The organism is Paraburkholderia strydomiana, assembly GCF_046030495.1.
Taxonomy (GTDB): Bacteria; Pseudomonadota; Gammaproteobacteria; order Burkholderiales; family Burkholderiaceae; genus Paraburkholderia; species Paraburkholderia strydomiana_A.
Genome location: NZ_JAQQCJ010000029.1, coordinates 1 through 21,399 on the forward strand (window position 1 = coordinate 1; position 21,399 = coordinate 21,399).

Genomic DNA, 21,399 nt, shown 5'->3' on the forward strand with positions numbered 1-21,399 from the left:
AAGGGCCGCGTTCGCGGCCCTTCTATATAGGCTGGTGCAGCATGGTCACAACGCCGGGCCGAATATTGACCGCGATGAAGGGCTTCAACTCTGCCCAATCCCTTGAGAATGGATCTCCTTCATTTGACGGCCGGATGCACCGGCCGCTCGCGCGGAATCACCGTCCCCTCACAACGCCTTGCGATAAACCACAAACCCCGACTTGTCAGCCACACCGTCATAAAGCTTCATCGCCGTGTGATTCGTCTCATGCGTTTGCCAATACACGCGCTGCGCACCATCCGCTTTCGCGCGCGCATAGACCGCTTCGATCAGCGCTCGCCCCACGCCCTTACCGCGCTCCGTTTCGAGCGTATAGAGATCCTGCAGATAGCAGATCGGGCCCGCCATCGTCGTGTGACGGTGATACAGGAAATGCACGATGCCGACCAACTGGCCATTGCGTTCGGCAACCATCGCGTGGATCGGCTCGTAGCCGTCGAAGAAGCGTCCCCATGTGATCTGCGTGATGTCGCGCGGCAATGCCGTTTCGCCCGAGCGGCCGTAGAACGCGTTGTAGGCGTCCCAGAGCGGCAGCCATGCGTCGAAATCTTCACGGGTAACGGGGCGGATCTGAATCGGGGCGGACATGCTGGTGGCTCCTTGTTCATGGACGATGCCATTGCGAATGGCCCGTTATGGCCAGGCGGATAACGGTTTCCGGCCCGTCAGCATAAGAAATTTGCGCCTGCATTGTTAGCTCCACGACGCGAGCGAAACATGGAGCCACGAGCTGGATGTGGCGGCGATCAATCGCGCCGCGCCTTGTATGAACCTGATGAGCGTCACGCATGCGACACCGCGCTCGATACGAACGCTGCTTGATCCCCCAGCATCCGTCCCGCCACGTGACGTCACGTCACGATCCAAACATTGCGATGCTGCGTAATGATCGAACTGTCCGCGCGATTGCACGAATACACCACGCGCAGTTGGCCCTTGCGAGGACTAACCAAAATCACCCGCCGTTCCTGATACGCGGTGTGACGATCTCGTCCTGCTGGGGGATGAACAGCGCGTTGGCGTCGGACATCGTGGCGTGCGTTGAAATTGCCGCGTGTGGTGCAGAACGAAAATCGCTCAAACCATCTCGGCTCTGAGCCAGCGCGCAAGCGTCGCGTCGTCGTCGGTCGTGAGCGCTTCTGCGACGCGCCGGCCCACCGCCGCGCCGAATTTATAACCATGCCCCGAACACGCCGACACCACCAGCGTATTGCCGATGCGCCTCGAAAAGAAGCGCCGGTCGGCGGTGAACGTGTACGCGCAGGTCTTTACTTCGGTCACCGTATATTCGTCGATTCGCCTGAACGGCGGCGCAAACAGCCGTCGTATCTGCTCGCCCTCGTCGGGGCAGGCGGCGCGATCGGCGTCGGGGTCCGGCGCGCGAGCCTTATGCACGCCGGCGCCGAACTTCAGGCCGATGCCGTCGAGCGGCGGCAGCACATAGCCGTCGCTCTGGCCGCCAATGTCGACGATCGCAGGCGCATTCGACCACGCTTCTTCGAGATCCGCGGGCGGTTCCAGGTAGGCGACGGCGTTGCGGTACGTCATCAGGTTGTCGACGAGCGCGGGAAACAGCTGCAGCGTCCACGCACCCGTGGCGACCACCAGCCGGTCGGCGCGCACGATCATATCGTCGCCGAGCCGCACCGACGCCGTGTGCGGATCGACTGCAAGCACCTTGGTATGCATGCGAATGTCCGCGCCGCGCATCTTGAGCCACGCTTTCATGTCGCGCGCGATGCGTTCACTGAAGAGCGCACCGCCGTCACGGTCGAGGTACGCATAGCGAAATGTATCGGGGTCGAGAAACGGATAACGCGTGGCCGCTTCGCGCGCATCGAGCCGTTCGTATTCGAAGCCCATCCGGTCGAGGCCCGCGCGGAACTGTTCGGCGCCATCGTTGGGAAATTGCGAAATACCGAGCACGCCGCAGTTGGCATAGTGGGACACGCCCAGGTCGTTCCACAGCAGATCCCAACTATCCAGGGCTTCGGCGATGGTGCGCGCGTAGCCGTCGGCATCGCCGTACGCACGGCGGATCATGCGATGGCGGTCACCGGACGCGCCGAGCGGATTCGGAATCGAGCCCTGCTCGATCAGGGTGATGTCGTGCCCGAGCTTGGTGAGTGACCACGCCGTACTCAAGCCGGTGATACCCGCGCCTACGATTGTCACTCGCATTCAGATCCCCCGAGTCATGACTCAGGCTCAGAGTCTAGCAGCGGGAAAATATCTTCGATACGCGTTCGCGAGAATCGGCGCGCAAGCCGGCGAGCCGATGCGAAACGTCGTCACAAGCGTCATCACCAGCGTCGTGGTGAAAGGCGGTGGTCTCCGCGCGCCATCGTGTCAATGTTTTTGATTCGAGCTATCGCGAAGCTGATTGCGGACCTTCTTCGCGGCGAATAGCGGCACGTAATCGAATACGCGCGCATCGAGCCGGTAATCGGCCAGCGTGTCCGCATACATGCGGGAAACCGTTTCGGTCGGCGTGTCGGTTTCTTCTGCGATGCTTCTCACCACTTCGTTGACATCAGGCTCGGGCTGCGACATGGATTTCTCCGGATAAGGCCGGTGGGTTGGGACGGACGGAACGCGGACAGCAGAAAATTCATTACAGGATGCGATCCGCAAGCATGCCAATTGAATCGATCTATCGTGTAATCCGTTTCACAGAGATTTTTTTCTTGCACTGCGGCGAGTGCCGGCGCAGCGGGCGATGTGCGAAATCCATGGCCATGCCGATGCTTACAAGTCGCTGAATAACCGCTCGGACAGAAAATCCACGAACGCCCGCAGTTTCGGCGAGAGCTGGCGGTTCGACGGCCACACCACTGAGAACTGTCCCGCGTGCGCGAGATGTTCCGCGAGCACGCTGCGCAGCGTGCCTGCGCGGATCACTTCGAGGTGCGGGACGGCGGCACGATGCCATCCGAAGCGCTGCTGCTGAACTTCCAGGACGATCTGCGCATGGAGCGGCAGTGGTGGGTGAGCGGCACGCATTACGAGCGCACCGCGAATCACTGGCTCGCCGCGCTCGACGCCGCGCGCGATCAGGTGACGCCGATGTTCGTCGACACATACGGCGCACCCGACGCCGCCGTGTGGCGGCAGCGCTGGCGCATGTTCTACATGGCGGTCGCCGAATTGTTCGGCTACGCGAGCGGCAACGAGTGGGGCGTCGGCCACTACCGCTTTGTGAAGCGCTGAACGGCGGACGGCCGATTCGCCTAAACTGGCGCGCAGCGTCGCGAGGGAGTGCATGCGCCGGCCGTCTTTCATTCGGATTTGATTGAATTTTTCCGGCTTACTGTTCCCGCGAATGATCGGGATGCCGGAAACTGCGCCGACGCACGCGCATCAAACCTTCACCCATGCCGACGCGGGACAGCTTGAGCGAATGGCCAGGCTCAGCGAGCATAGAAGCCCGGGCCAAGGCTTTTGCGTGCGCTCCGATGCGTCGCGGCCGATGCTCCGCTGCCTCGCAATCACTCTCATCCACCGCCAGGAAACGCCGATGACCGCTCCGATCCCCTTCGTCCCCGATCGATTCAAGACCAATGCCGCGCACTACCTCGCCGGGCGCCCCGCGTATTCGCCGCAACTGATCCGGCGTGTCGCGCAAGCGTGCGAGCTGAGCGGCACGCATCGGCTGCTCGATCTCGGTTGCGGGCCGGGGCAATTGTCGCTGGCGTTTTCGTCGTGGGTCGGCGCGGGTCTCGCGCTCGATCCGGAAGCGGAAATGCTGCGTGTGGCGGCCGGACTGGGTGCGGGAATTGCGCCGAACATCGAGTATCGCGCAGGCAGTTCGTACGATTTGTCGGCGGCGCTGGGGCGCTTCCGGCTGGCGGTCATCGGCCGCGCATTTCATTGGATGGACCGGCCTGACACGCTCGCGCGCCTCGATGCGCTGATCGAACCGGAAGGCGCGGTGGCGCTGTTCTCGACGGCGCAAGTCGTCGACGCGCCGATCGCCTGGCTCGCGCCTTATCACGCGCTGCTCGAAGAATATGCGCAGAGCGATTCCGCGCGCATGCAACGCAAGGCCGACGACTGGGAGAGCCACGACACGGTGCTGGCGAAGTCGGCATTCTCATCGCTGGAGCGTGTGTCGATTGTCGAAACGCGGCGGGTGTCGGTCGAATCGTTGAGTGCGCGGCCGTTGTCGATGTCGAGCCTGTCGCGTGAGCGGCTCGGCGCGAGGCTCGACGACCTGCTCGCGCGCATCGGCCAACTGCTCGATGCACATGCAACCGATGGCTGGCTCGACGAGCGGATCGAATCGACCGCATTGATCGCCCGGCGCCGCGCGGGTCAATGACGGCCACATGGCAGGCGCATGACAACAGCATGGCCGCTGCATGGCCGATGCGTGGCAACGAGGGCAATCGCGCTGGCGCACCACGCTCCGGCGAAACAATCTGAAATAGGCAGTTAAGCGTCTGGAGGAATAAAACGGCACACTGAGGCGTTAGTTCGATAACGGTTGTGCATTTGAACGTGTGACGTGCCGCCGGGCCGGATCTTCAAAACAGCTTTCGCAGCAACGTACCGTCCTCGTGGACAAAACCACCATGAACACTCACGCCGATTCCCTGACCGATTCGACCGGCGCGCCGCTGCCGACGCGCTACACCCGCACGGCGATCACGCTGCACTGGCTGATCGCGCTGCTGATGATCGGCAACGTCGTGCTCGGCCTGAGCGCCGATTCATTGCCCGACGACTGGGTGCGTCCCGTGATCGATACGCACAAGTCGGTCGGCATCACGGTGCTTGGTCTCGCGCTGCTGCGCATCCTGTGGCGCGTGTCGCACAAGCCGCCGCCGTTGCCGCGCGAGTTTCCGTCGTGGGAGAAGGTCGCCGCGCACCTCGCGCATTTCCTGCTGTATCTGCTGATGATTGCACTGCCGCTGTCCGGCTGGCTGCACGACTCCGCATGGAAAGACGCGGCAACGCATCCGATGCATCTGTTCAACGTGATTCCCTGGCCGCGCATCGGCTATGTGATGAACCTCGATCCCGCGCTCAAGGAGAGCCTGCACGACCGCTTCGGCGCGTTGCATACGTGGCTCGGCTATGCGCTCTACGCATTGCTGGCGATGCATATCGGCGGCGCGCTCAAGCATCAGTGGATCGATCGCAAGTCGGTACTCCGGCGCATGGCGCCGTGAGCGCCGCTGTGCGGCTTTCCATTCTCGTTTTCGTTTTCCGATAAGCGCGGCATCGACGAACCCAAACCCGGCAGTCATTTTGAAAAACACTCTGGAACACGCGCTTGCACTCGCCTCGCCGCGCATCTTGCCGCGTCCCGCGGCCTTGTCGAGCACGCTAATTCACTTCAGCGTCGTCGCCGTGTGGCTGCTGCTGTTCGCGCGCGCGTTCTTTCTTAAAGGGGCGTTGGCGTGGTCGACCGGGATTGTGTATGTCGTCTACGACACGCTGCTGCTCGCGTTCGTCACGTGGAAATCGCTGCCGCTGATGCGGCGCCCGGCGCCGCTCGACGCCGACTACGAGCAGCGCCGGTTGCCGAGCATGGGCGTGATCGTCGCGTCGCATAACGAAGCGGCGGTGCTGCCGGTGACGCTCGCCGCGCTGTTGCGCCAGACGCACGGCCCGGCGCAGATCGTGATTGCCGACGACGGCTCCACCGACGCCACGCACGCCCTGCTCACCGAACGCTTCGGCCTCACGGCCGCCGCCGACGGCGTGCTGAGCGCGGCGAGTTCGCTGCATCCGAACCTGTTCTGGCTGCGCGTGCCGCACGGGGGCAAGGCGCGCGCGCTGAACGCCGCAATCACCATGATGACCACGGACACCGTGATGACCGTCGATGCCGACACGCTGCTCGACGACGACGCCACCTACGCCATGCGCGCCGCTTTCGCGAGCGAGCCGAAGCTGGTCGCGGCGGCCGGCATTCTGGTGCCGGTCTGCGGCAGGTCGCTCTCGGGCCGCGTGTTCCAGTGGTTCCAGACCTACGAGTACATGCGCAACTTCATCGCCCGTTTTGCGTGGATGCGCGCGGACAGTCTGCTGCTGATTTCAGGCGCATTCGCGTCGTTCAGACGCGACGCGCTGCTCGACGTCGGCGGTTTCGATCCGCAATGTCTCGTCGAAGACTACGAGCTGATTCACCGGCTGCGCCGCTATTCGGTCGATCGCGGTCTCGGCTGGGACGTGCGGGTGGTCGGCGACGCGCATGCGCACACCGACGCGCCGGACAACCTCGGCAGTTTTCTGCGGCAACGCCGACGCTGGTTCGCGGGCTTCCTGCAAACGCAGTACTGGAACCGCGATATGACCGGCAACCGGCGCTACGGCACGCTCGGCATGCTGATGCTGCCGGTCAAGGCGCTCGACACGATGCAGCCGATCTACGGCCTGACGGCGTTCGCGCTGCTGCTCGGTTTTCTGTTCGGCGGGCATGGCGCGATTGTCGTGTCGATCTTCAGCGTGATCGGCCTGAAGACCGCGATCGATCTCGCGTTCTATCTGTGGAGCATTCATCTGTATCGGCGCTGGACCGGCGAGCGCAGCGGCAACAGCCTGTGGATGGCGATGCTCGCGGCGATTGCCGAGCCGTTCACGTTTCAGCTCGTGCGGCACGTCGGCGCGGCGCTCGGCTGGCTGCACTTTCTGCGCGGTGGACACTCGTGGGGCGTGCAACGCCGCTCGGGCCTGGTGGCGCGCGACGAGGGCTGACGGCGCGCCGCGTTTTCCGGCACTGTAGGCCGCGCGCGGACCGGCGCGCTCAGGCGGACGCAACGCAGCGTCGCGGGGCACGGGACGCCCTCGTCAGACCCGGACGGCGGTCGCATCTAGTAGACTGGCGACGATGCCGGCCTCGAAGACATGCAGGGCGGCGACCTTCTATCCGCTGGTGCATGGAGGCTTCACGTATGCATGCTGTTCCCCCGCTCGAACAAGATACCGTCGATGCAACCGTCGATGCGGCGCCTGCTGAAACAGCGTCGCAGAATGCCGCGCATGCGGCCGCTCCGGCAGCGGCCCATGCACATGCGCCGGGCCTCGCCGCTCACGACGCACCGGTGCGCGATCTGCGCCGCGTCGGCATTCACCCGGACTACTGGTATCCGCTCGCGTGGTCGCATGAAGTGAAGCGGGGCAAGACGCATGGCGTGACTTTCGCCGGGGACCCGATCGTGCTCGCGCGCGCGGAGTCCGGCAAGGTGTTCGCGCTGGAAGACCGCTGCGCGCATCGGCAGGTGCCGTTGCATCAGGGTGTGGTCGAGGGCGAGTCGATTCGTTGCGGCTATCACGGCTGGACCTATGACTGCTCGGGCAAGTGCATCGACGTGCCGTATCTGGGCCGCGACCGGTTGCCCAACGGCGTACGTTCCTATCCGTGCCAGGAAGTCGAGGGGCTGATCTTCGTGTTTCCGGGTGATGCCGAACTGGCCGAACAGCGGCCGCTGCCCAAGCTCGGTTCGGTTGGCGACAGGAAGTACAAAACGCGCCGTTTCGGCCGTCCGGTGAATTGTCACTATTCGTTCATGCACGAGAACCTGATGGATATGAACCATCAGTTCCTGCATCGCAAGCAGATGGGACAGATGCGCGCGCGTTCGCTCGGGCGGCGGCGCGGCGAAGGCTGGGTCGAAGTCGACTACACGTTTGCGCGCATGGCCGGCCAGCAGCCGATCGGCGAAGCGATCGTGTTCGGCCAGAGCCGCAAGACCGGCGGCGACAACGACAAGGACGTGATGACGATCCGCACCGAGTATCCGTATCAGACGCTGCAGATCCGCACGACCGAGCAGACGCTGGTGATGGACCTGTGGATCGTCTACGTGCCGCTCGATCGCGAGCAGCGCACCAACCGCACGTTCGGTTTGCTGTCGATCCGCAAGCCCGGCATTCCCGGCGTGCTGAATCTCGCGTGGCCGCTGCTCGTGTGGTTCACCGAGCGTATCTTCAAGGAAGACCGCGAAATCGTCGAAGCCGAACAGCGCGCGCATGACTCGCAGGGCGCGGACTGGAATCACGAGGTGTTTCCGGTCATCAACGAACTGCGCGCGTTGCTGCGCGAGGGCGGCGCGGCCGATCAGGTGGTGGGCGCCGGCACCGGCGACACGTCGGTGATCCGTTTCTGGGATTCGCGTCAGGGCAATCCGTTGGCGAAGACCTGAGATTCGGGCTGAGATGCCGCGCACACGCAGGCGCGGCGCGCGGCGCATCGCGTCAGTCATATCGGCCTGACCGCCCTGGTGGCTTGAACCTGCGGCGCGAGCCGGAATTGCCGCCGCAGTCGCACGCCATGCGGGCAATGCGGCGCATCCACAGGAAAAACCCGGCGAAACGCGCCGGCGCACGCTCCTTTCCCCCTCCCAGCGAATTAATCCATCTCCACCCGGTGGGCAATACGGCGCGCGCGAGCGGCGATAATGTCGCCCGATACGCGCGGGTTTGCGCCAATCGGCATGCGCCGCGCTCACACCCGTGTACCATTTCGCTTTTTCCAACTTTCAAGACTCTCTCTCGTGACCACGCAACAAGCCTCCGCCGCACCGCGTAAATCGCTCACCTTGATGCAACTGCTTGGCCTCATCGGCGCCGCCGGCCTGATCGCCTCCATCCTGCTGAATCATCTGGTCTAGTTCCATCGCCTTCGCATCATGCGTGCGGCTCCATGCCGGCACTCGTTGCCGGCTTCATCGATATTCCGAATGCCATGTACAAGAAGGGCGTAGCCGTAGAAATCCAGTTTTCCCCCGAGCGGCTCAACGACGGCGCGGGCGATCCGTACTGGATCGATCTGACGCAGGACGAAGCGCAGCGCTTGCTGGAAAACCTGCAGGCGCGCCTCGCCGCTGGCGGCGGCACTGTCGCGCCGCTGGTCGTGAGTCTCGATGAGACGCCCTTGCAGCCTGCTGTGGCAGGCGCGGTCGAGGCGTCCGGTCATGCCGTGTCGGCGGACGACTTCAAGCAATGGGTCTGCGTGATCTGCGGCTGGGTCTACGACGAGGCAGCCGGTTTGCCGGATGAAGGTATCGCGCCGGGCACCCGCTGGGCGGACGTCCCGGCCGACTGGCGCTGCCCGCTGTGCGACGTGGGCAAGGAAGATTTCGCGTTGGTCGAGTTTTGAAAGCCGGCCAACGGCTTTGAACGAATCAGGCCGTTGCGGCGATCCATTGCCCCGCCCCGCCCCGCCCCGGTCCCGGCTTCCGGCGTGATCAGGCGCTTTCTTGCGGATAATCCGCGCCCTCGGTCGTGGCTTTCCATGCGTCGAAGTCGCCGCGCATGAAATCGAGCTTCTTGTACGCGAGGTCGAGCGCGATCTTGCCGAGCAGCAATCGCAGCGGCGGCTGGTCCGACAGCGCAGCGTCGATGATCGCCTGTGCGGCGCGCACCGGATCGCCCGCCTGCTTGCCGCTGCGCGCTTCGGTCTGCTGGCGGCGTTCGCCCGCCGTGCCCGCGTAGTCGTCGATCATGGTGGCTGACTGCTTGATCGACGGTCCCGCCCAGTTCGTGCGGAACGGGCCGGGTTCGACGATCAGCACGCCGATGCCGAGCGGCTTCACCTCCAGCGCCAGCGATTCGGACAAGCCTTCCACCGCGTACTTGGTCGCGTGGTAATAGCCGGTCGCCGCGAAACTCGCAATGCCGCCAATCGACGACACGTTGACGATCAACCCGCTGCGCTGCTCGCGCATGATCGGCAGCACCGCTTTCGTGATGTCGACCAGACCGAACACATTGGTCTCGAACATCGCGCGGACCTCGTCGTCCTCGCCTTCCTCGATCGCAGCCAGATAGCCATAACCCGCGTTGTTCACGAGCGCGTCGATGCGGCCGAAACGCTGCTTCGCCTGCGCGACCACCGCTTCGATCTGCGCGCGGTTCGTCACGTCGAGCGGCAGAGCCAGCGCGCGCTCGCCGTGGGCCTCGGCGATATCTTTCACTTTCGATACATCGCGTGCGGTAACCACCGCGCGCCAGCCGCGCTCCAGCACCAGCTTCGCCAGTTCACGGCCGAAGCCGGTGGAACAGCCGGTAATCAGCCAGACGGGATTGTCTCGATTCATCATTTGGGAAACTCCTGTTGATGGTCTACGACGAGTGAAGCGTGCGCTACGGCGCAAGGCGCGCCGTTCGCATCCGCGATCGGTGTGCTAATGGTGTTCTGGATGTTGCGTGCGCGGCGTTGTCGGCGGAGGTCATCCGCGACGGCTCGCGCGAGTTTGCGCAGTGTGCCGGGCGACGCCGTTATGGGCGCCGCTGTCCGGTATAGTTTTTCAATTGTAGCCGCAGCGCGGCGGCTTCGCTTTGCAGCGCCTTGACGAACGCACCAGCCAGCGGATGGCCCGGCCGATGCTCCGGATGTATCACGCTCACGCGAAACGGCAACGACACGGCGAGCGGCCGGATATGCAGATAGCGGCCCGCGAAATCGACGGCGGTCAGCGGATTGACGATTGCGATGCCGAGACCCTGGCGCACGAAGCTGCACACGGAAACAGCGGTCGGTGTCTCGATCAGCTGGCGGCGCGCGATGCCCGCTTGCGCGAACGCTTCGTCGATCTGAAGCCGGTAGGGATCGCTCGGCGACAGGCTGATGAAAGCCTGATCCGCGAAATCCTTCAACTCGATCACGCGTTTCTTCAGCAACGGATGCCGCTCGGGCAACACGCACACCTCGTCCACTTCGAGCAGCGGCGTCAGGCGCGTGCCAGGGGGCGGCGCGCCGTGTTCGGTCAGACCGAGGTCGTAGCGCTGCGCGCTCAGCCATTCTTCGAGGAACGGCGACTCCTGCGTGGCGATCGACACGCTCACGCCCGGCTGCGCGTCATGAAAGCGTTTCGACGCGCCCGGCAGGATCGAATGCGAAAACGCGGGCAACGCGATGATGGAAAGCTGGCCGCCCTGGAATTCGCGCAGGCTGGCCGCCGTCGATGCCACCCGTTCGAGCCCGATATACGCGCGCTTGATTTCGTCGAACAGCGTCAGCGCGGACAGGGTGGGACGCAGCCGGCCACCCGTGCGCTCGAACAGCGCGAAGCCGATGCTTTGCTCCATGCGTGCGAGTTCGCGGCTCACGGTGGGCTGCGACGTGAAAAGCATCTCCGCTGCTTTGGTGACGCTGCCCGCCGTCATCAAGGCGCGGAAGACTTCGATGTGCCGGTGTGTGAGCGCCATATCAGGTATATCAGAAATGAATGGGTAATCGAAGAATAGGTATTTTACTGAATGACGGGTTCTCAGCATCATGTCGGTCATTGCAATGTTTCGACATCGAAAGCACCGTTATGCCATTCAATCCCGAACAACTCGTCGAACTCGCCCGGCAGCACGGCACGCCGCTCTGGGTCTACGACGCCGATGCGATTCGCCAGCGCATCGCCGAACTCCGCGCTTTCGACGTCATCCGCTACGCGCAGAAGGCCTGTTCGAACGTGCACATTCTGAAGCTGATGCGCGAGGCTGGCGTCATGGTCGACGCGGTCTCGTTGGGCGAAATCGCGCGCAGTCTCGCGGCGGGTTTCTCGCCCGGGGGCGATCCCGAAGGCGTGGTGTTCACCGCGGACCTGCTTGACCACGCCACGCTCGCCGCTGTGCTCGAGCATCGCATCACGGTCAACGCCGGCTCGCTCGATATGCTCGAACGGATAGGACGCCATGCGTCCGCAGGCCATCGCGTGTGGCTGCGGATCAATCCCGGCTTCGGTCACGGACACAGCAACAAGACCAACACCGGCGGCGAGCACAGCAAGCACGGCATCTGGCTCGACGACGTGCCGCGCGCGATCGAGCTGGTGCGCCGTTACCGGTTGACGCTCGTCGGACTGCACATGCATATCGGCTCGGGCGTCGACTATGTACATCTGTCGCGCGTCTGCGAGGCGATGGTCGATGCCGTGACGGGCCTAGGCCACGATATCGAAGCGATCTCCGCCGGCGGAGGTTTGTCGGTGCCGTATCGCGAGGGCGAGCCGCGCATCGACGTCGATCACTACTTCCGGCTGTGGGATGCGGCGCGCCAGCGGATCGAAGCGCACGTCGGGCATCGCGTGCGGCTGGAGATCGAACCGGGGCGTTTTCTGGTGGCGGAGGCGGGCGTGCTCGTCGCCGAAGTGCACGCGTTGAGCCGGCGGCCCACGCGGCAGTTCGCGCTGGTCGATGCGGGCTTCAACGACCTCGTGCGGCCCTCGCTTTACGGCAGCCACCACCGGATGAGCGTGGTGAAACGCAACGGCGTGCCGAGCGACGCGCCGCTCGACGCGTTCACGGTAGCCGGCCCGCTGTGCGAAGCCGGCGACGTGTTCACGCAGGCCGAGGGCGGCATCGTCACGAGCCGCTCGATGCCCGCGCCCGAAGTGGGGGACTTCATCGTGTTCCATGACGCGGGCGCGTACGGCGCGTCGATGTCATCGAACTACAACAGCCGGCCGCTCGCGCCCGAGGTGTTGCTCGACGCGGGCGAGGCGCGGTTGATCCGGCGCCGCCAAAGCATCGGCGAATTGATCGCGCTCGAAGCCGTGGATTGACGCATCGACCGACATCGCACCGAAGTCAGCGCGCCCGCACCGTGCGCGTGTATGACGCGATCATCGTCGCGAGTTCCTGTGCGGCGGGCGTGAGCGGGATCGCCGCGCGCTGAAGCAGGCAGACGTGCTGTTCGACCGCCCGCTCGCGCACGGCGATCACCGTGAGCGCGCTGGCAAACGGCCCGCGTTTCGCCACGATCGACGACTCCAGCGACAGGCAGTCCGTCGCGCCGACCAGATGCAGCGTCTCGTACAGGCCCTCCACCGTCGCGATGATTTTCGGCGGCGGCAGGCCGTGGCTTTCGAACAGATGGCTCAGGCGGTTGACGTGCGGATCTTCGGTGAGATTCGGCGAGCGCGTCGCCACCCACGTGCAGTCGACCAGTTCCGCGAGCGACGTCGCCCCCGCTTGACGGCACACGATCACCGGATCGGACGGATACAGCGGCGTAACCGACAGATCGGCCGTGTCGGTATGCTTCGACACCAGCGCGACCGCGAAGTCGAGCGTGCCTTCGCGAATCCACGAAATCATCATGCGCGACGTGCCGGTGCGCAAGTGCACCGCGACTCGCTCGAAGCGCGTGCGAAATTCCATCAGCACCGGCGCGAACGCGTCGACGAGCGGCTCGGTCGTCATGCCGAACGTGACTTCGCCGACATAGTCGCCGCGCACTTGCCGCACTTCCTGCTCGGCGCGCTCGCACTCGCCGATGATCGCGCCGGCCCGCTGCAACAGCCGCTGGCCGAGCGCGGTCAGCGCAATGCCGCGGTTCGTGCGGATGAACAGCGTTGCGCCGAGCATCGATTCGAGGTTCTGCAACTGCTGTGTGATGCCGCTCTGCGCGATGCCGAGCGCGCGCGACGCCGCGCGGATGCTGCCGTGCTCGGCGACCGCCGTGAAGGCGCGTAGTTGGGAGATCGTCAACGCCATGAGGGTTCCGTTCGATGATCCGGTGATCGGTAAAAGTGATCATGATAGTTCGAACGGGACTTCTTGGAGGCGCGGTGGCGTCATACGATGGCGCGGTCGTCCTTCGTCCCTCCCACACTTCGCCTCCCATGAAAATTCCGCTGATGATCCTGAGCGCCGCGCTGACTTTCAGCAGCGGCGCGTTTGCCGCTGAAGCCGGCATGCTGCGCCTCGGCATCGATCCGAGCTATCCGCCGATGGACGCCAAGGCGCCCGACGGCAGCTTCAAGGGTTTCGACGTCGATCTCGGCAACGAAATCTGCCGGCGCATTCACGCACGCTGCCAATGGGTGGAACTCGAATTTTCGGGGATGATCCCGGCGCTGCAGGCGCGCAAGATCGACGCGATTTTGTCGTCGATGGCGATCACGGAGAAACGCGAGCAACAGATCCTGTTTTCGTCGAAGCTCTTCCAGTTCAAGTCGCGGCTGATCGCGCGTCAAGGCTCGCCGCTTGCGGGCGGCTTGAACGCGCTGGCCGGCAAGCAGATCGGCGTGCAATCGGGCACGCAGTTCGAAGGCTACGCGTTGAAGAACTGGGCGCCGCTCGGCGCGCACGTGACCGCGTACAAGAGCCAGGACGAAGTGTTCGCCGACTTGCAGAACGGACGCCTCGACGGCGCGTTGCTCGGGTCGGTGGAAGCGGACATCGGCTTTCTGCGCACGCCGGCGGGCAAGGGCTTTGCGTTTGTCGGCGAGCCGCTGTCGATGGGCGACCGCGGCGTGGGCATCGGCTTGCGCAAGGACGAGACCGCGGTGCAGGCGTCGATCAATGCGGCGATTGCTTCGATGCTCAAGGACGGCACGTACGCGCAGATCGCGAAGAAGTACTTCGACTTCGATCCGTACGGCAATTGATTCTTTTACTCCCGACTCTTCTTCCCCAGGCTTTCCCCTCATGAACAGGCAATCGATTCCGCTTCTTTCGCCGGCTATCGGCACGCACCGCGAACTGGTGTCGTTTCATTTCGGCCCCAAGAATAGCGGGCAGAAGATTTATATCCAGTCGTCGCTGCATGCCGACGAGACGCCCGCGATGCTGACAACTGTTCTACTCAAGCGCCGCCTGCTGGAACTGGAGAAGCAGGGCGCGCTGAATGCGGAAATCGTGCTGGTGCCGGTGGCGAATCCGGTCGGGCTCGGTCAGTACGTGCTCGGTCAGTTTCTCGGACGCTTCGATCTCGGCAGCGGCAAGAACTTCAATCGGCACTTCCTGCAGTTCTCGAAGCTGGTCGCGCGCGCGAAGGACGCATTGGGTTCGGATGCGACCGAAAACCGGCACATCGTTCGCGAGTTGATCGCGGCTGAACTGGCCGAGCAGAAGCCGTTGACCGAATTCGAGTCGCTGCAACTGGCGATGCTCAAACTCTCGTTCGATGCGGACGTCGTGATCGATCTGCATTGTTCGCTCGAAGCGGCGATGCATCTGTACACGAGCGAAGCGGCGTGGCCCGAGTTCGAGCCTTTGTCGCGCTATCTCGGCGCCGAGGCGTCACTGCTTGCGACCAACTCGGGCGGCGAGTCGTTCGACGAGACGCATAGCCTGTTGTGGTGGACCTTGCAGCAGGCCATGCCCGCTGGCAAACCGGTGCCCACCGGCACGATTGCGGTGACGGTGGAATGCCGCGGTCAGCGCGACGTCTCGTACGAAGTGGCGCAACGGGACGCCGACGCGATTGTCGATTATCTTGTGTGGCGCAATGCGATCCGGCTGGACGCGCGACCGTTGCCGCCGCTGCTTGCGCCTGCGACGCCGCTCGCGGGCAGCGAGCAGTTTTACGCACCTGTCAGCGGGATTCTGATTCATCGCGCGAAGATCGGCGAGACGATTCGCGTCGGACAGGCTCTGTTCGATATCGTCGATCCGCTCACCGACGAGACGACCACGATCACGAGCAACACCGAAGGTGTGCTGTATATGCGTCGCGCGATACGCTTCGTGACGGCAGGGGCGCCGTTGGGACGGGTGACTGGGACACGGCCGTTCAGGACCGGCGTGTTGCTGGGGGCTTGAGTTTTTTCGCGGGCGGCGTGGATGCGTTGTGCGGTTTAACAGTCAGCAACGCATACGTCGCTCGCGGCGTGCCTTGCTATTTCCTTCCGACAAGGTACGTGACGCCATTCGGACCGTAGCGTTCCGAATGCGCTTTGTTAGCCGGCACGTGGAATACGTCGCCGACCTGATACAAGCGTTCTGCGTCGCCGACGCGTATGTGCAGTTCGCCTTCGAGGATCAGCGCTTTGGCTTCGAACTGGTGCTCGTGCACATCCATCGTGCCGGCTTCGCGCGTGACGACTACGGCGTCGGGGAAGCCTTCTTTCGTCAGGCTTTCGGTGAAGGTGTTGCGGTTCATGGGAGTTGTCTCGGTGTGCGGTGAAGGGGAGACTCACTGTAACGCGATGCGCGGTTTTGTGCAGGCGGGTGCGATGCCAATGGACTGCCAATGACGATAGCTGTCGATCCCAAAAACATAGGACTGCGGTGATCTGCTAGGGCTACGCCGTTAGAAGCGACGGGATGGGGTGAAAGAAGCCCGAAAAGCGCTCAAACTACTCAATGGCGCACGATTCAAGAAATAGGACGACCACGATGACCCATCCCCTGTATGCCCTGCTGGAAAAACTCGACGACGCTCGAATTCACTACTCGCTAAGCCGTCAACGCTCGGGCAGCGTGCTTGTTTCGGTAACCGTCGTTGGCCAGCGAATTGAGATTGACGTGTTCGCTGACGGGCAGATGGAAGTGTCTCGCTTCATTGGGCACGAGGACATCGAAGGCGGCGCGGAATTGATCGACTCGATAATTAGCCTGGGTTAAGCGAGACAGCGTTTCCTCACCTGATGAACTCACGTCCCAAGCAGTCTCGCGTCGCCGGCCGACTTGGCCGCTTTGTGCAACAGTACGCGCGCAAAGCACAAAAGGCGACCGAGCCGAATGACCGTAGATATGACAGAAAGGTAGAACAGGCAATGCGGAGACTGCGGCCGGAGGATCTATCGAATTTGTTGTCAGGTGATGGGGATGACGAACTATCGCCAGACGTATCCTCGAAGGACAAACCTCGCCAGCCGACAGCCCCCTGCGCAGCCGATTGCTTTCGACAAGGGCTCCGCCTCCACAGCGAAGCCCCGCACCCTCACCTCACACCAACACCGGCGCCACCGCCGCCGGATCGCTGATACTCGGCCGCCCGTTCTCGACGTGACCCGCAAAGCGGCGCGAGAAGCTCGCATCGTCATTGCTCGTCACCGTCAGGTCGTACCAGTGATGGCTCGCCGCCAGCACCCACACTTCTTCGAGATGCGAGCCGGCCGGCACCAGCACCGGACGCGTGCGCGCCCCATACGCGTTATCCGTCACCGTCAGACGCGCGATGCCGCCGCCGCTGTTGCTGAACTTCAGGAACACGTTGCCGTTCGCGACGTCGTATTGCGTCTTCACTTCGGGCAGCGCCGGCTTGTTGCCAAACTGGCCCAGACCGTGCGAATTCTGCGTCTTCGACGGCTGTGCATTGCCGGCGAACTTGCGCACGAAGCCGTTCGGCCCGAACACTTCGAACGCGTACACGCCGTTCGTCGTCGTCAGATCGAAGGTCTCGCTGAGCGACTTGCCCGCTTCGACGGTGTAACGCCACGGACCATCGGTGCGATTGCTCGAGTACACGTAGAAGTGCGCACCCTGGTCGCCCGTGTTGGCGATCGAAATCTCGAACGTGTTGCGGTTCACGTCCGCTTCGCCATTCACATGCAGTTCGTACGGCAATGCACGCGCGAACCGAATCCCGCTTTCCTGCGGATCGATCGCGCCCGGCGTCGCGGGCACGGTCGGCTTCGGCTGCGTCGCGCACTGGTTGTCGGCGATGCTCTTGTAGTTGCTCGTGTCCGGCAGCGGCGGCACTTTCGAGTCCGGCGTGCGGAAGTCGAATGCGGTGGTCAGGTCGCCGCACACCGCGCGGCGCCATGCCGTGATGTTCGGTTCGTGAACGCCGAAACGTGTTTCGATGAAGCGGATCACCGACGTGTGATCGAACACCTGCGAGCACACGAAACCGCCCTTGCTCCACGGCGACACGATCGTCATCGGCACGCGGGGGCCGAGGCCGTACGGCAAACCGTCGGCGGTATAGCTGCCGCCGCGCGCGGGATTGACCACGTTGTGAATTTCGCCTTCGGTGCTGACCGTCGACTTGCCCTGCGTGGGCGTCGTCGCCGGTTGCGGCGGCACGATGTGATCGAAGAAGCCGTCGTTCTCGTCGTACATGATGAACAGCACGGTCTTGCTCCACACCTCGGGATTCGACGTCAACGCATCGAGGATCTGCGACGTGTATTCGGCGCCGTATGCGGGCGTGTATTGCGGGTGCTCGGAGTAGGCGGCCGGCGGGCACAGCCACGACACCTGCGGCAGCTTGTTCGCGAGCACGTCGGCCTTCAGGTCGTCGATGGTGCGCACGGTTTGCGCGCGCTCATACAACGGCGAGCCCGGCTGCGCGTTGATGAAGTTCGTGAAGTTCTGCAGGATGTTGGTGCCGTAGTTGCCGTTCAACGGATCGGCGCCCGTCGTACCCTGCTGGTACACCTGCCACGAAATGCCCGCGGCTTGCAGGCGCTCCGGATACGTGGTCCACGAGAGCAGCTGATAATTCGGCGGACCGTCGCCGTCGACGAAATCGTTGTTATCGAGCAGCGGTCCGCCGAGCGTCCCGGTCGGATCGACCATGCCGGTCATCAGGTACGAACGGTTCGGGTGCGTCGGTCCGGGCAGCGAGCAGAAGTACGCGTCGCAGGTGGTGAACGCATCGGCCAGCGCGTAGTGAAACGGAATGTCGCTGCGCAGGTGATAGCCCATCGTCATGTCGGTCTTGTTGGCCGGCCACTGATCGTAGCGGCCGCCGTCGATCGCGGCGTGGGTCTTGTACCAGGAGTGATCGAGATCGCCGACACACTGCGCGCTGGTGGTCGAGGTGTCCAGATGGAACGGCAGCACCGGCTTGGTGGCGTCCGCTTTCGACGGCTGATACCACACCGGCTTGCCGTTCGGCAGCGGAATGGGGAAGCGGTCGTTGTAGCCGCGCACGCCGCGCATATGGCCGAGGTAGTGGTCGAACGAGCGGTTCTCCTGCATGAACACGACGATGTGCTCGACATCGCGGATCGTGCCCGTGCGCGAGAACGCGGGCACGGCCAACGCATTGCGGATCGACTCGGGCAGCGCGGTCAGCGCGGCGGCAGCGCCGGCGGAAGAAGCCACGGTCTGCAGGAAACGGCGACGGCTAGTTGATGTCATCGAATATCACCTTCTGCGGGGGGAAAGAATAGCGCGCCTCTGCGCACTGTGAAAAGCAGGTCAGTTGTTGCTGGCACTGTCGCCGGGGGCGTAGTGCATGACGGGTGCGACTTGCTGGTTGTCGGCAGCGAGACTGGCTTGCATGTTTTGCGTGATCGGATCGGACGCGGCGACGGGGTTCGCCGCGAGCGGGGCGGACGCGTCGGGCAGCGCGGCCGACAAGGTCGCCGGACGTTGCGCGGGATCGTCGGCGGCGGAAGGCGCCGACGACGTTGCCGTCGATGGAGAGTCATCCGCGCCACAAGCGCTCAACGCAAAAGTGGCGAGTGCGAGCAAGGCGGCGCCCGCGAGGCGTTTGTCTCTTCTCATGTCTGCATCCGGTTGAGTGAAAGCGTGTGCAGTCTCTATTCCTTTCAAGAAATAATTGTGAAACGTTTGCGAGCAGCATAAGTTTCGTTAATTCGTTTGTTTTTCGAAAGAAAGTGGAAAGTGATAAGAAGGACAATAGTCACCGTAATGCCATTTGCCTGATGCTTTTGGCATACCGAACGATTCGCGGCTTTGCATAACCGGTTAGTCCATGACACGCATCCAACGACCTTTCGACATCACGCGTCTCGAAGATGAATGGCTGGAAGCCGACGGCTTCGGCGGTTTCGCATCGGGCACGGTGGGCATGTCGCGCACGCGCCGTTATCACGCGTTGCTGCTGAGCGCCACGCGCGCGCCGGGCGGGCGTGTCGTGCTCGTCAACGGTGTGGAGGCGTGGCTGGAAGCGGGAGGGCGGCGTTATCCGTTGAGCTCGCAGCGGTATGTGCCGGACGTGATCTATCCGGATGTGAGTGCGAGTCTCACCGGCTTCGATACTGCGCCGTGGCCGACCTGGCGCATTCAGCTCGACACGTTGAACGTATTGATTGCCGAAGTACTCGTCAGTAAAGCGACGCGTGAAACGGTTTTGCGTTGGCGCCTGGAAAGCGCTGCGGCGGCAGGCGAAATGAGCGCGCCCGTGCTGAAGGTCAGGCTGTTGTTGTCGGGTCGTGATTATCACGCGCTGCATCATGAAAACGCGGCATTCAATTTCGATGCGCAGACGAGTGGAGATCGCGCATGCGTCAGTTGGCAACCGTATGACGGCCTGCCCGCCATTCATGCGGCGACGAATGGCGTCTATATGCACGCGCCTGACTGGTATCGCAACTTCTGCTATGTGCGCGAGCGGGAACGCGGTCTCGACTTCAGCGAAGATCTCGCGACGCCTGGCGTGTTCAGCTTCGATCTGAGCGACGGTGAAGCGGTGATGGTTCTCAACGCGTCGAATGCAGCGGGCGCGGCAGCGTCCACATGCGCAACCGCCACCCATGCCGCCGAGCTCGTCCACATCGAACAACAACGCCGCAACGCACTGGGCTCACGCCTGCAACGCTCCGCCGATGCCTACGTGGTCTCGCGCAACGAAGGCCGCACGATTCTCGCTGGCTTTCCGTGGTTCACTGACTGGGGCCGCGACACTTTCATCGCGATGCGCGGCTTGCTGATCGGCGCGAACCGCCTCGACGAAGCCGAGTCGATCCTGCTCGAATGGTCGGCCACGCTGTCAGAAGGCATGCTGCCGAACCGCTTCCCCGATTACGGCGATACGCCGGAATACAACTCCGTCGACGCGTCCTTATGGTTCATCGTCGCCGTGCACGATCATCTGGCCACAGGTCATGCAGTTGCCGCGACCCGAGCGCGTCTGCAACAGGCCGCCGACGCGATTCTCACCGGCTACACGAACGGCACGCGCTTGAACATCCGCGCCTGCGCGAACGATGGTCTCCTGAGCGCGGGCGTCCCCGGTGTGCAGCTCACGTGGATGGACGCGAAAGTCGGCGACTGGGTCGTCACACCGCGCATCGGCAAACCGGTTGAAGTGCAGGCGCTGTGGCATAACGCGTTGCGCATTGCAGCAGCATGGAACCCACAGTGGCAACAACCAGCCGAGCGAGTGTTGCAAGCGTTTCGTGAACGCTTCGTCGATCCGTCCACGCAGGCATTGTTCGATAACGTCGACGTCGATCATGTGAAAGGCGCGATAGATCGCGCGATCCGGCCGAACCAGATTTTCGCGGTGGGTGGCCTGCCGTTCCCGTTACTCGACGGCGCGCCGGCGCGCGCGGTGCTCGACCAGGTCGAAGCGCAGTTGCTCACGCCGCTCGGTCTGAGAACGCTCGCGCCGTCCGATCCCGCGTATCGCGGACACTACGGCGGCTCTCCGTTCGAGCGCGATGGCGCCTATCATCAGGGAACGGTCTGGCCATGGCTGCTCGGCCCGTTCGTCGAAGCGTGGCTGCGAGTTCACGGCGTGACGGAGCAGACCCGCGCGCAAGCCAAAGCGCGCTTTCTCGACCCGCTCTACGCGCATCTCGATCACACGGGTCTCGACCACCTGTCCGAAATCGCCGACGGCGACGCGCCCCATACGCCCGCCGGTACGCCGTTTCAGGCGTGGTCGCTCGGGGAGTTGCTGCGCATCGAGAACCTGCTTGCCCGGTTGGCGCCCATCGCCGCGTAAACCGCGCTACGATGTGTGTCCCACCGCCAGGC

Annotated in this window: 20 protein-coding genes and 2 pseudogenes; 12 read left to right on the forward strand and 10 right to left on the reverse strand. The window is 63.6% G+C overall.

Annotation, left to right across the window (positions count from 1 at the left end; translation table 11 throughout):
• Positions 1-168: 168 nt before the first annotated feature.
• The 4 genes and pseudogenes from PQQ53_RS29055 to PQQ53_RS29070 all read right to left on the reverse strand — a co-directional run.
• Positions 169-630, reverse strand: a complete 462-nt coding sequence (locus tag PQQ53_RS29055; RefSeq protein ID WP_408154180.1) for a GNAT family N-acetyltransferase — start codon at positions 628-630, stop codon at positions 169-171.
• Between the two features lie 489 nt (positions 631-1,119).
• Entirely contained in the window at positions 1,120-2,223 is a 1,104-nt protein-coding gene (locus tag PQQ53_RS29060; RefSeq protein ID WP_408327989.1) for an NAD(P)/FAD-dependent oxidoreductase, read from the reverse strand.
• A 168-nt stretch (positions 2,224-2,391) separates the two neighbouring features.
• The gene (locus tag PQQ53_RS29065; RefSeq protein WP_408141996.1) at positions 2,392-2,595 is read right to left on the reverse strand and encodes a DUF3562 domain-containing protein; all 204 of its coding nucleotides are present in this window, start codon (positions 2,593-2,595) and stop codon (positions 2,392-2,394) included.
• Between the two features lie 195 nt (positions 2,596-2,790).
• Positions 2,791-2,925 (reverse strand): annotated as a pseudogene (locus PQQ53_RS29070) (LysR family transcriptional regulator); the annotation flags it as partial.
• On the opposite strand from PQQ53_RS29070, the pseudogene PQQ53_RS29075 reads away from it, so the two are divergent.
• From PQQ53_RS29075 to PQQ53_RS29105, 7 genes and pseudogenes are all read left to right on the forward strand, one after another.
• A pseudogene (locus PQQ53_RS29075) lies at positions 2,920-3,252 on the forward strand (SAM-dependent methyltransferase); the annotation flags it as partial. The pseudogenes PQQ53_RS29070 and PQQ53_RS29075 overlap by 6 nt on opposite strands.
• 307 nt (positions 3,253-3,559) lie before the next feature.
• The gene (locus tag PQQ53_RS29080; RefSeq protein WP_408141997.1) at positions 3,560-4,363 is read left to right on the forward strand and encodes a class I SAM-dependent methyltransferase; all 804 of its coding nucleotides are present in this window, start codon (positions 3,560-3,562) and stop codon (positions 4,361-4,363) included.
• 253 nt (positions 4,364-4,616) lie between these two features.
• Complete coding sequence (locus tag PQQ53_RS29085; protein ID WP_408327992.1) at positions 4,617-5,216, forward strand: cytochrome b; 600 nt, start codon at positions 4,617-4,619, stop codon at positions 5,214-5,216.
• 79 nt (positions 5,217-5,295) lie between these two features.
• Positions 5,296-6,747 carry a glycosyltransferase family 2 protein gene (locus PQQ53_RS29090; protein ID WP_408327995.1) on the forward strand — a complete coding sequence of 484 codons (1,452 nt, stop codon included), beginning with the start codon at positions 5,296-5,298 and terminating at the stop codon, positions 6,745-6,747.
• Between the two features lie 197 nt (positions 6,748-6,944).
• Positions 6,945-8,195, forward strand: a complete 1,251-nt coding sequence (locus PQQ53_RS29095) for a Rieske 2Fe-2S domain-containing protein (RefSeq protein WP_408327997.1) — start codon at positions 6,945-6,947, stop codon at positions 8,193-8,195.
• Between the two features lie 255 nt (positions 8,196-8,450).
• A complete protein-coding gene (locus PQQ53_RS29100; protein ID WP_408328000.1) occupies positions 8,451-8,663 on the forward strand; it encodes a hypothetical protein in 213 nt (70 codons plus the stop codon).
• 74 nt (positions 8,664-8,737) lie between these two features.
• Positions 8,738-9,151, forward strand: coding sequence for a rubredoxin (locus PQQ53_RS29105; RefSeq protein WP_408142077.1), 414 nt, complete (start codon positions 8,738-8,740; stop codon positions 9,149-9,151).
• 88 nt (positions 9,152-9,239) lie between these two features.
• Here the strand turns inward: PQQ53_RS29105 and PQQ53_RS29110 are convergent, their stop codons facing one another.
• Positions 9,240-10,094, reverse strand: a complete 855-nt coding sequence (locus PQQ53_RS29110) for an oxidoreductase (RefSeq protein ID WP_408154186.1) — start codon at positions 10,092-10,094, stop codon at positions 9,240-9,242.
• A 178-nt stretch (positions 10,095-10,272) separates the two neighbouring features.
• A complete protein-coding gene (locus PQQ53_RS29115) occupies positions 10,273-11,202 on the reverse strand; it encodes a LysR family transcriptional regulator (protein WP_408328003.1) in 930 nt (309 codons plus the stop codon).
• Between the two features lie 110 nt (positions 11,203-11,312).
• Here PQQ53_RS29115 and lysA point away from each other — a divergent pair, with 110 nt between their 5' ends.
• Positions 11,313-12,551, forward strand: coding sequence for a diaminopimelate decarboxylase (gene lysA, locus PQQ53_RS29120; RefSeq protein ID WP_408328006.1), 1,239 nt, complete (start codon positions 11,313-11,315; stop codon positions 12,549-12,551).
• Positions 12,552-12,576: 25 nt separating this feature from the next.
• On the opposite strand, the gene PQQ53_RS29125 is transcribed toward lysA, so the two are convergent.
• Positions 12,577-13,485: a LysR family transcriptional regulator gene (locus PQQ53_RS29125; RefSeq protein ID WP_408328009.1), complete on the reverse strand. Its 909-nt coding sequence runs from the start codon at positions 13,483-13,485 to the stop codon at positions 12,577-12,579.
• Positions 13,486-13,613: 128 nt separating this feature from the next.
• Between PQQ53_RS29125 and PQQ53_RS29130 the strand changes: the two genes are divergently transcribed.
• Positions 13,614-14,381 carry a transporter substrate-binding domain-containing protein gene (locus tag PQQ53_RS29130; RefSeq protein ID WP_408142011.1) on the forward strand — a complete coding sequence of 256 codons (768 nt, stop codon included), beginning with the start codon at positions 13,614-13,616 and terminating at the stop codon, positions 14,379-14,381.
• A gap of 40 nt (positions 14,382-14,421) precedes the next feature.
• Positions 14,422-15,537: a succinylglutamate desuccinylase/aspartoacylase family protein gene (locus tag PQQ53_RS29135; protein ID WP_408328013.1), complete on the forward strand. Its 1,116-nt coding sequence runs from the start codon at positions 14,422-14,424 to the stop codon at positions 15,535-15,537.
• Between the two features lie 76 nt (positions 15,538-15,613).
• Here PQQ53_RS29135 and PQQ53_RS29140 read toward each other — a convergent pair whose 3' ends face one another.
• Positions 15,614-15,877 (reverse strand): cupin domain-containing protein, encoded by a 264-nt coding sequence (locus PQQ53_RS29140; protein ID WP_408142015.1) that lies wholly within the window; start codon positions 15,875-15,877, stop codon positions 15,614-15,616.
• Positions 15,878-16,113: 236 nt separating this feature from the next.
• On the opposite strand from PQQ53_RS29140, the gene PQQ53_RS29145 reads away from it, so the two are divergent.
• Entirely contained in the window at positions 16,114-16,341 is a 228-nt protein-coding gene (locus PQQ53_RS29145) for a hypothetical protein (protein ID WP_408142017.1), read from the forward strand.
• Positions 16,342-16,665: 324 nt separating this feature from the next.
• Here PQQ53_RS29145 and PQQ53_RS29150 read toward each other — a convergent pair whose 3' ends face one another.
• Both PQQ53_RS29150 and PQQ53_RS29155 read right to left on the reverse strand, forming a co-directional pair.
• On the reverse strand, positions 16,666-18,810 hold the full coding sequence (locus PQQ53_RS29150; RefSeq protein WP_408142019.1) for a phosphocholine-specific phospholipase C: 2,145 nt from the start codon (positions 18,808-18,810) through the stop codon (positions 16,666-16,668).
• A 60-nt stretch (positions 18,811-18,870) separates the two neighbouring features.
• Positions 18,871-19,179 carry a hypothetical protein gene (locus PQQ53_RS29155; RefSeq protein WP_408142021.1) on the reverse strand — a complete coding sequence of 103 codons (309 nt, stop codon included), beginning with the start codon at positions 19,177-19,179 and terminating at the stop codon, positions 18,871-18,873.
• A 211-nt stretch (positions 19,180-19,390) separates the two neighbouring features.
• Here PQQ53_RS29155 and PQQ53_RS29160 point away from each other — a divergent pair, with 211 nt between their 5' ends.
• Positions 19,391-21,367, forward strand: a complete 1,977-nt coding sequence (locus PQQ53_RS29160; RefSeq protein WP_408328016.1) for an amylo-alpha-1,6-glucosidase — start codon at positions 19,391-19,393, stop codon at positions 21,365-21,367.
• Positions 21,368-21,399 lie beyond the last annotated feature (32 nt).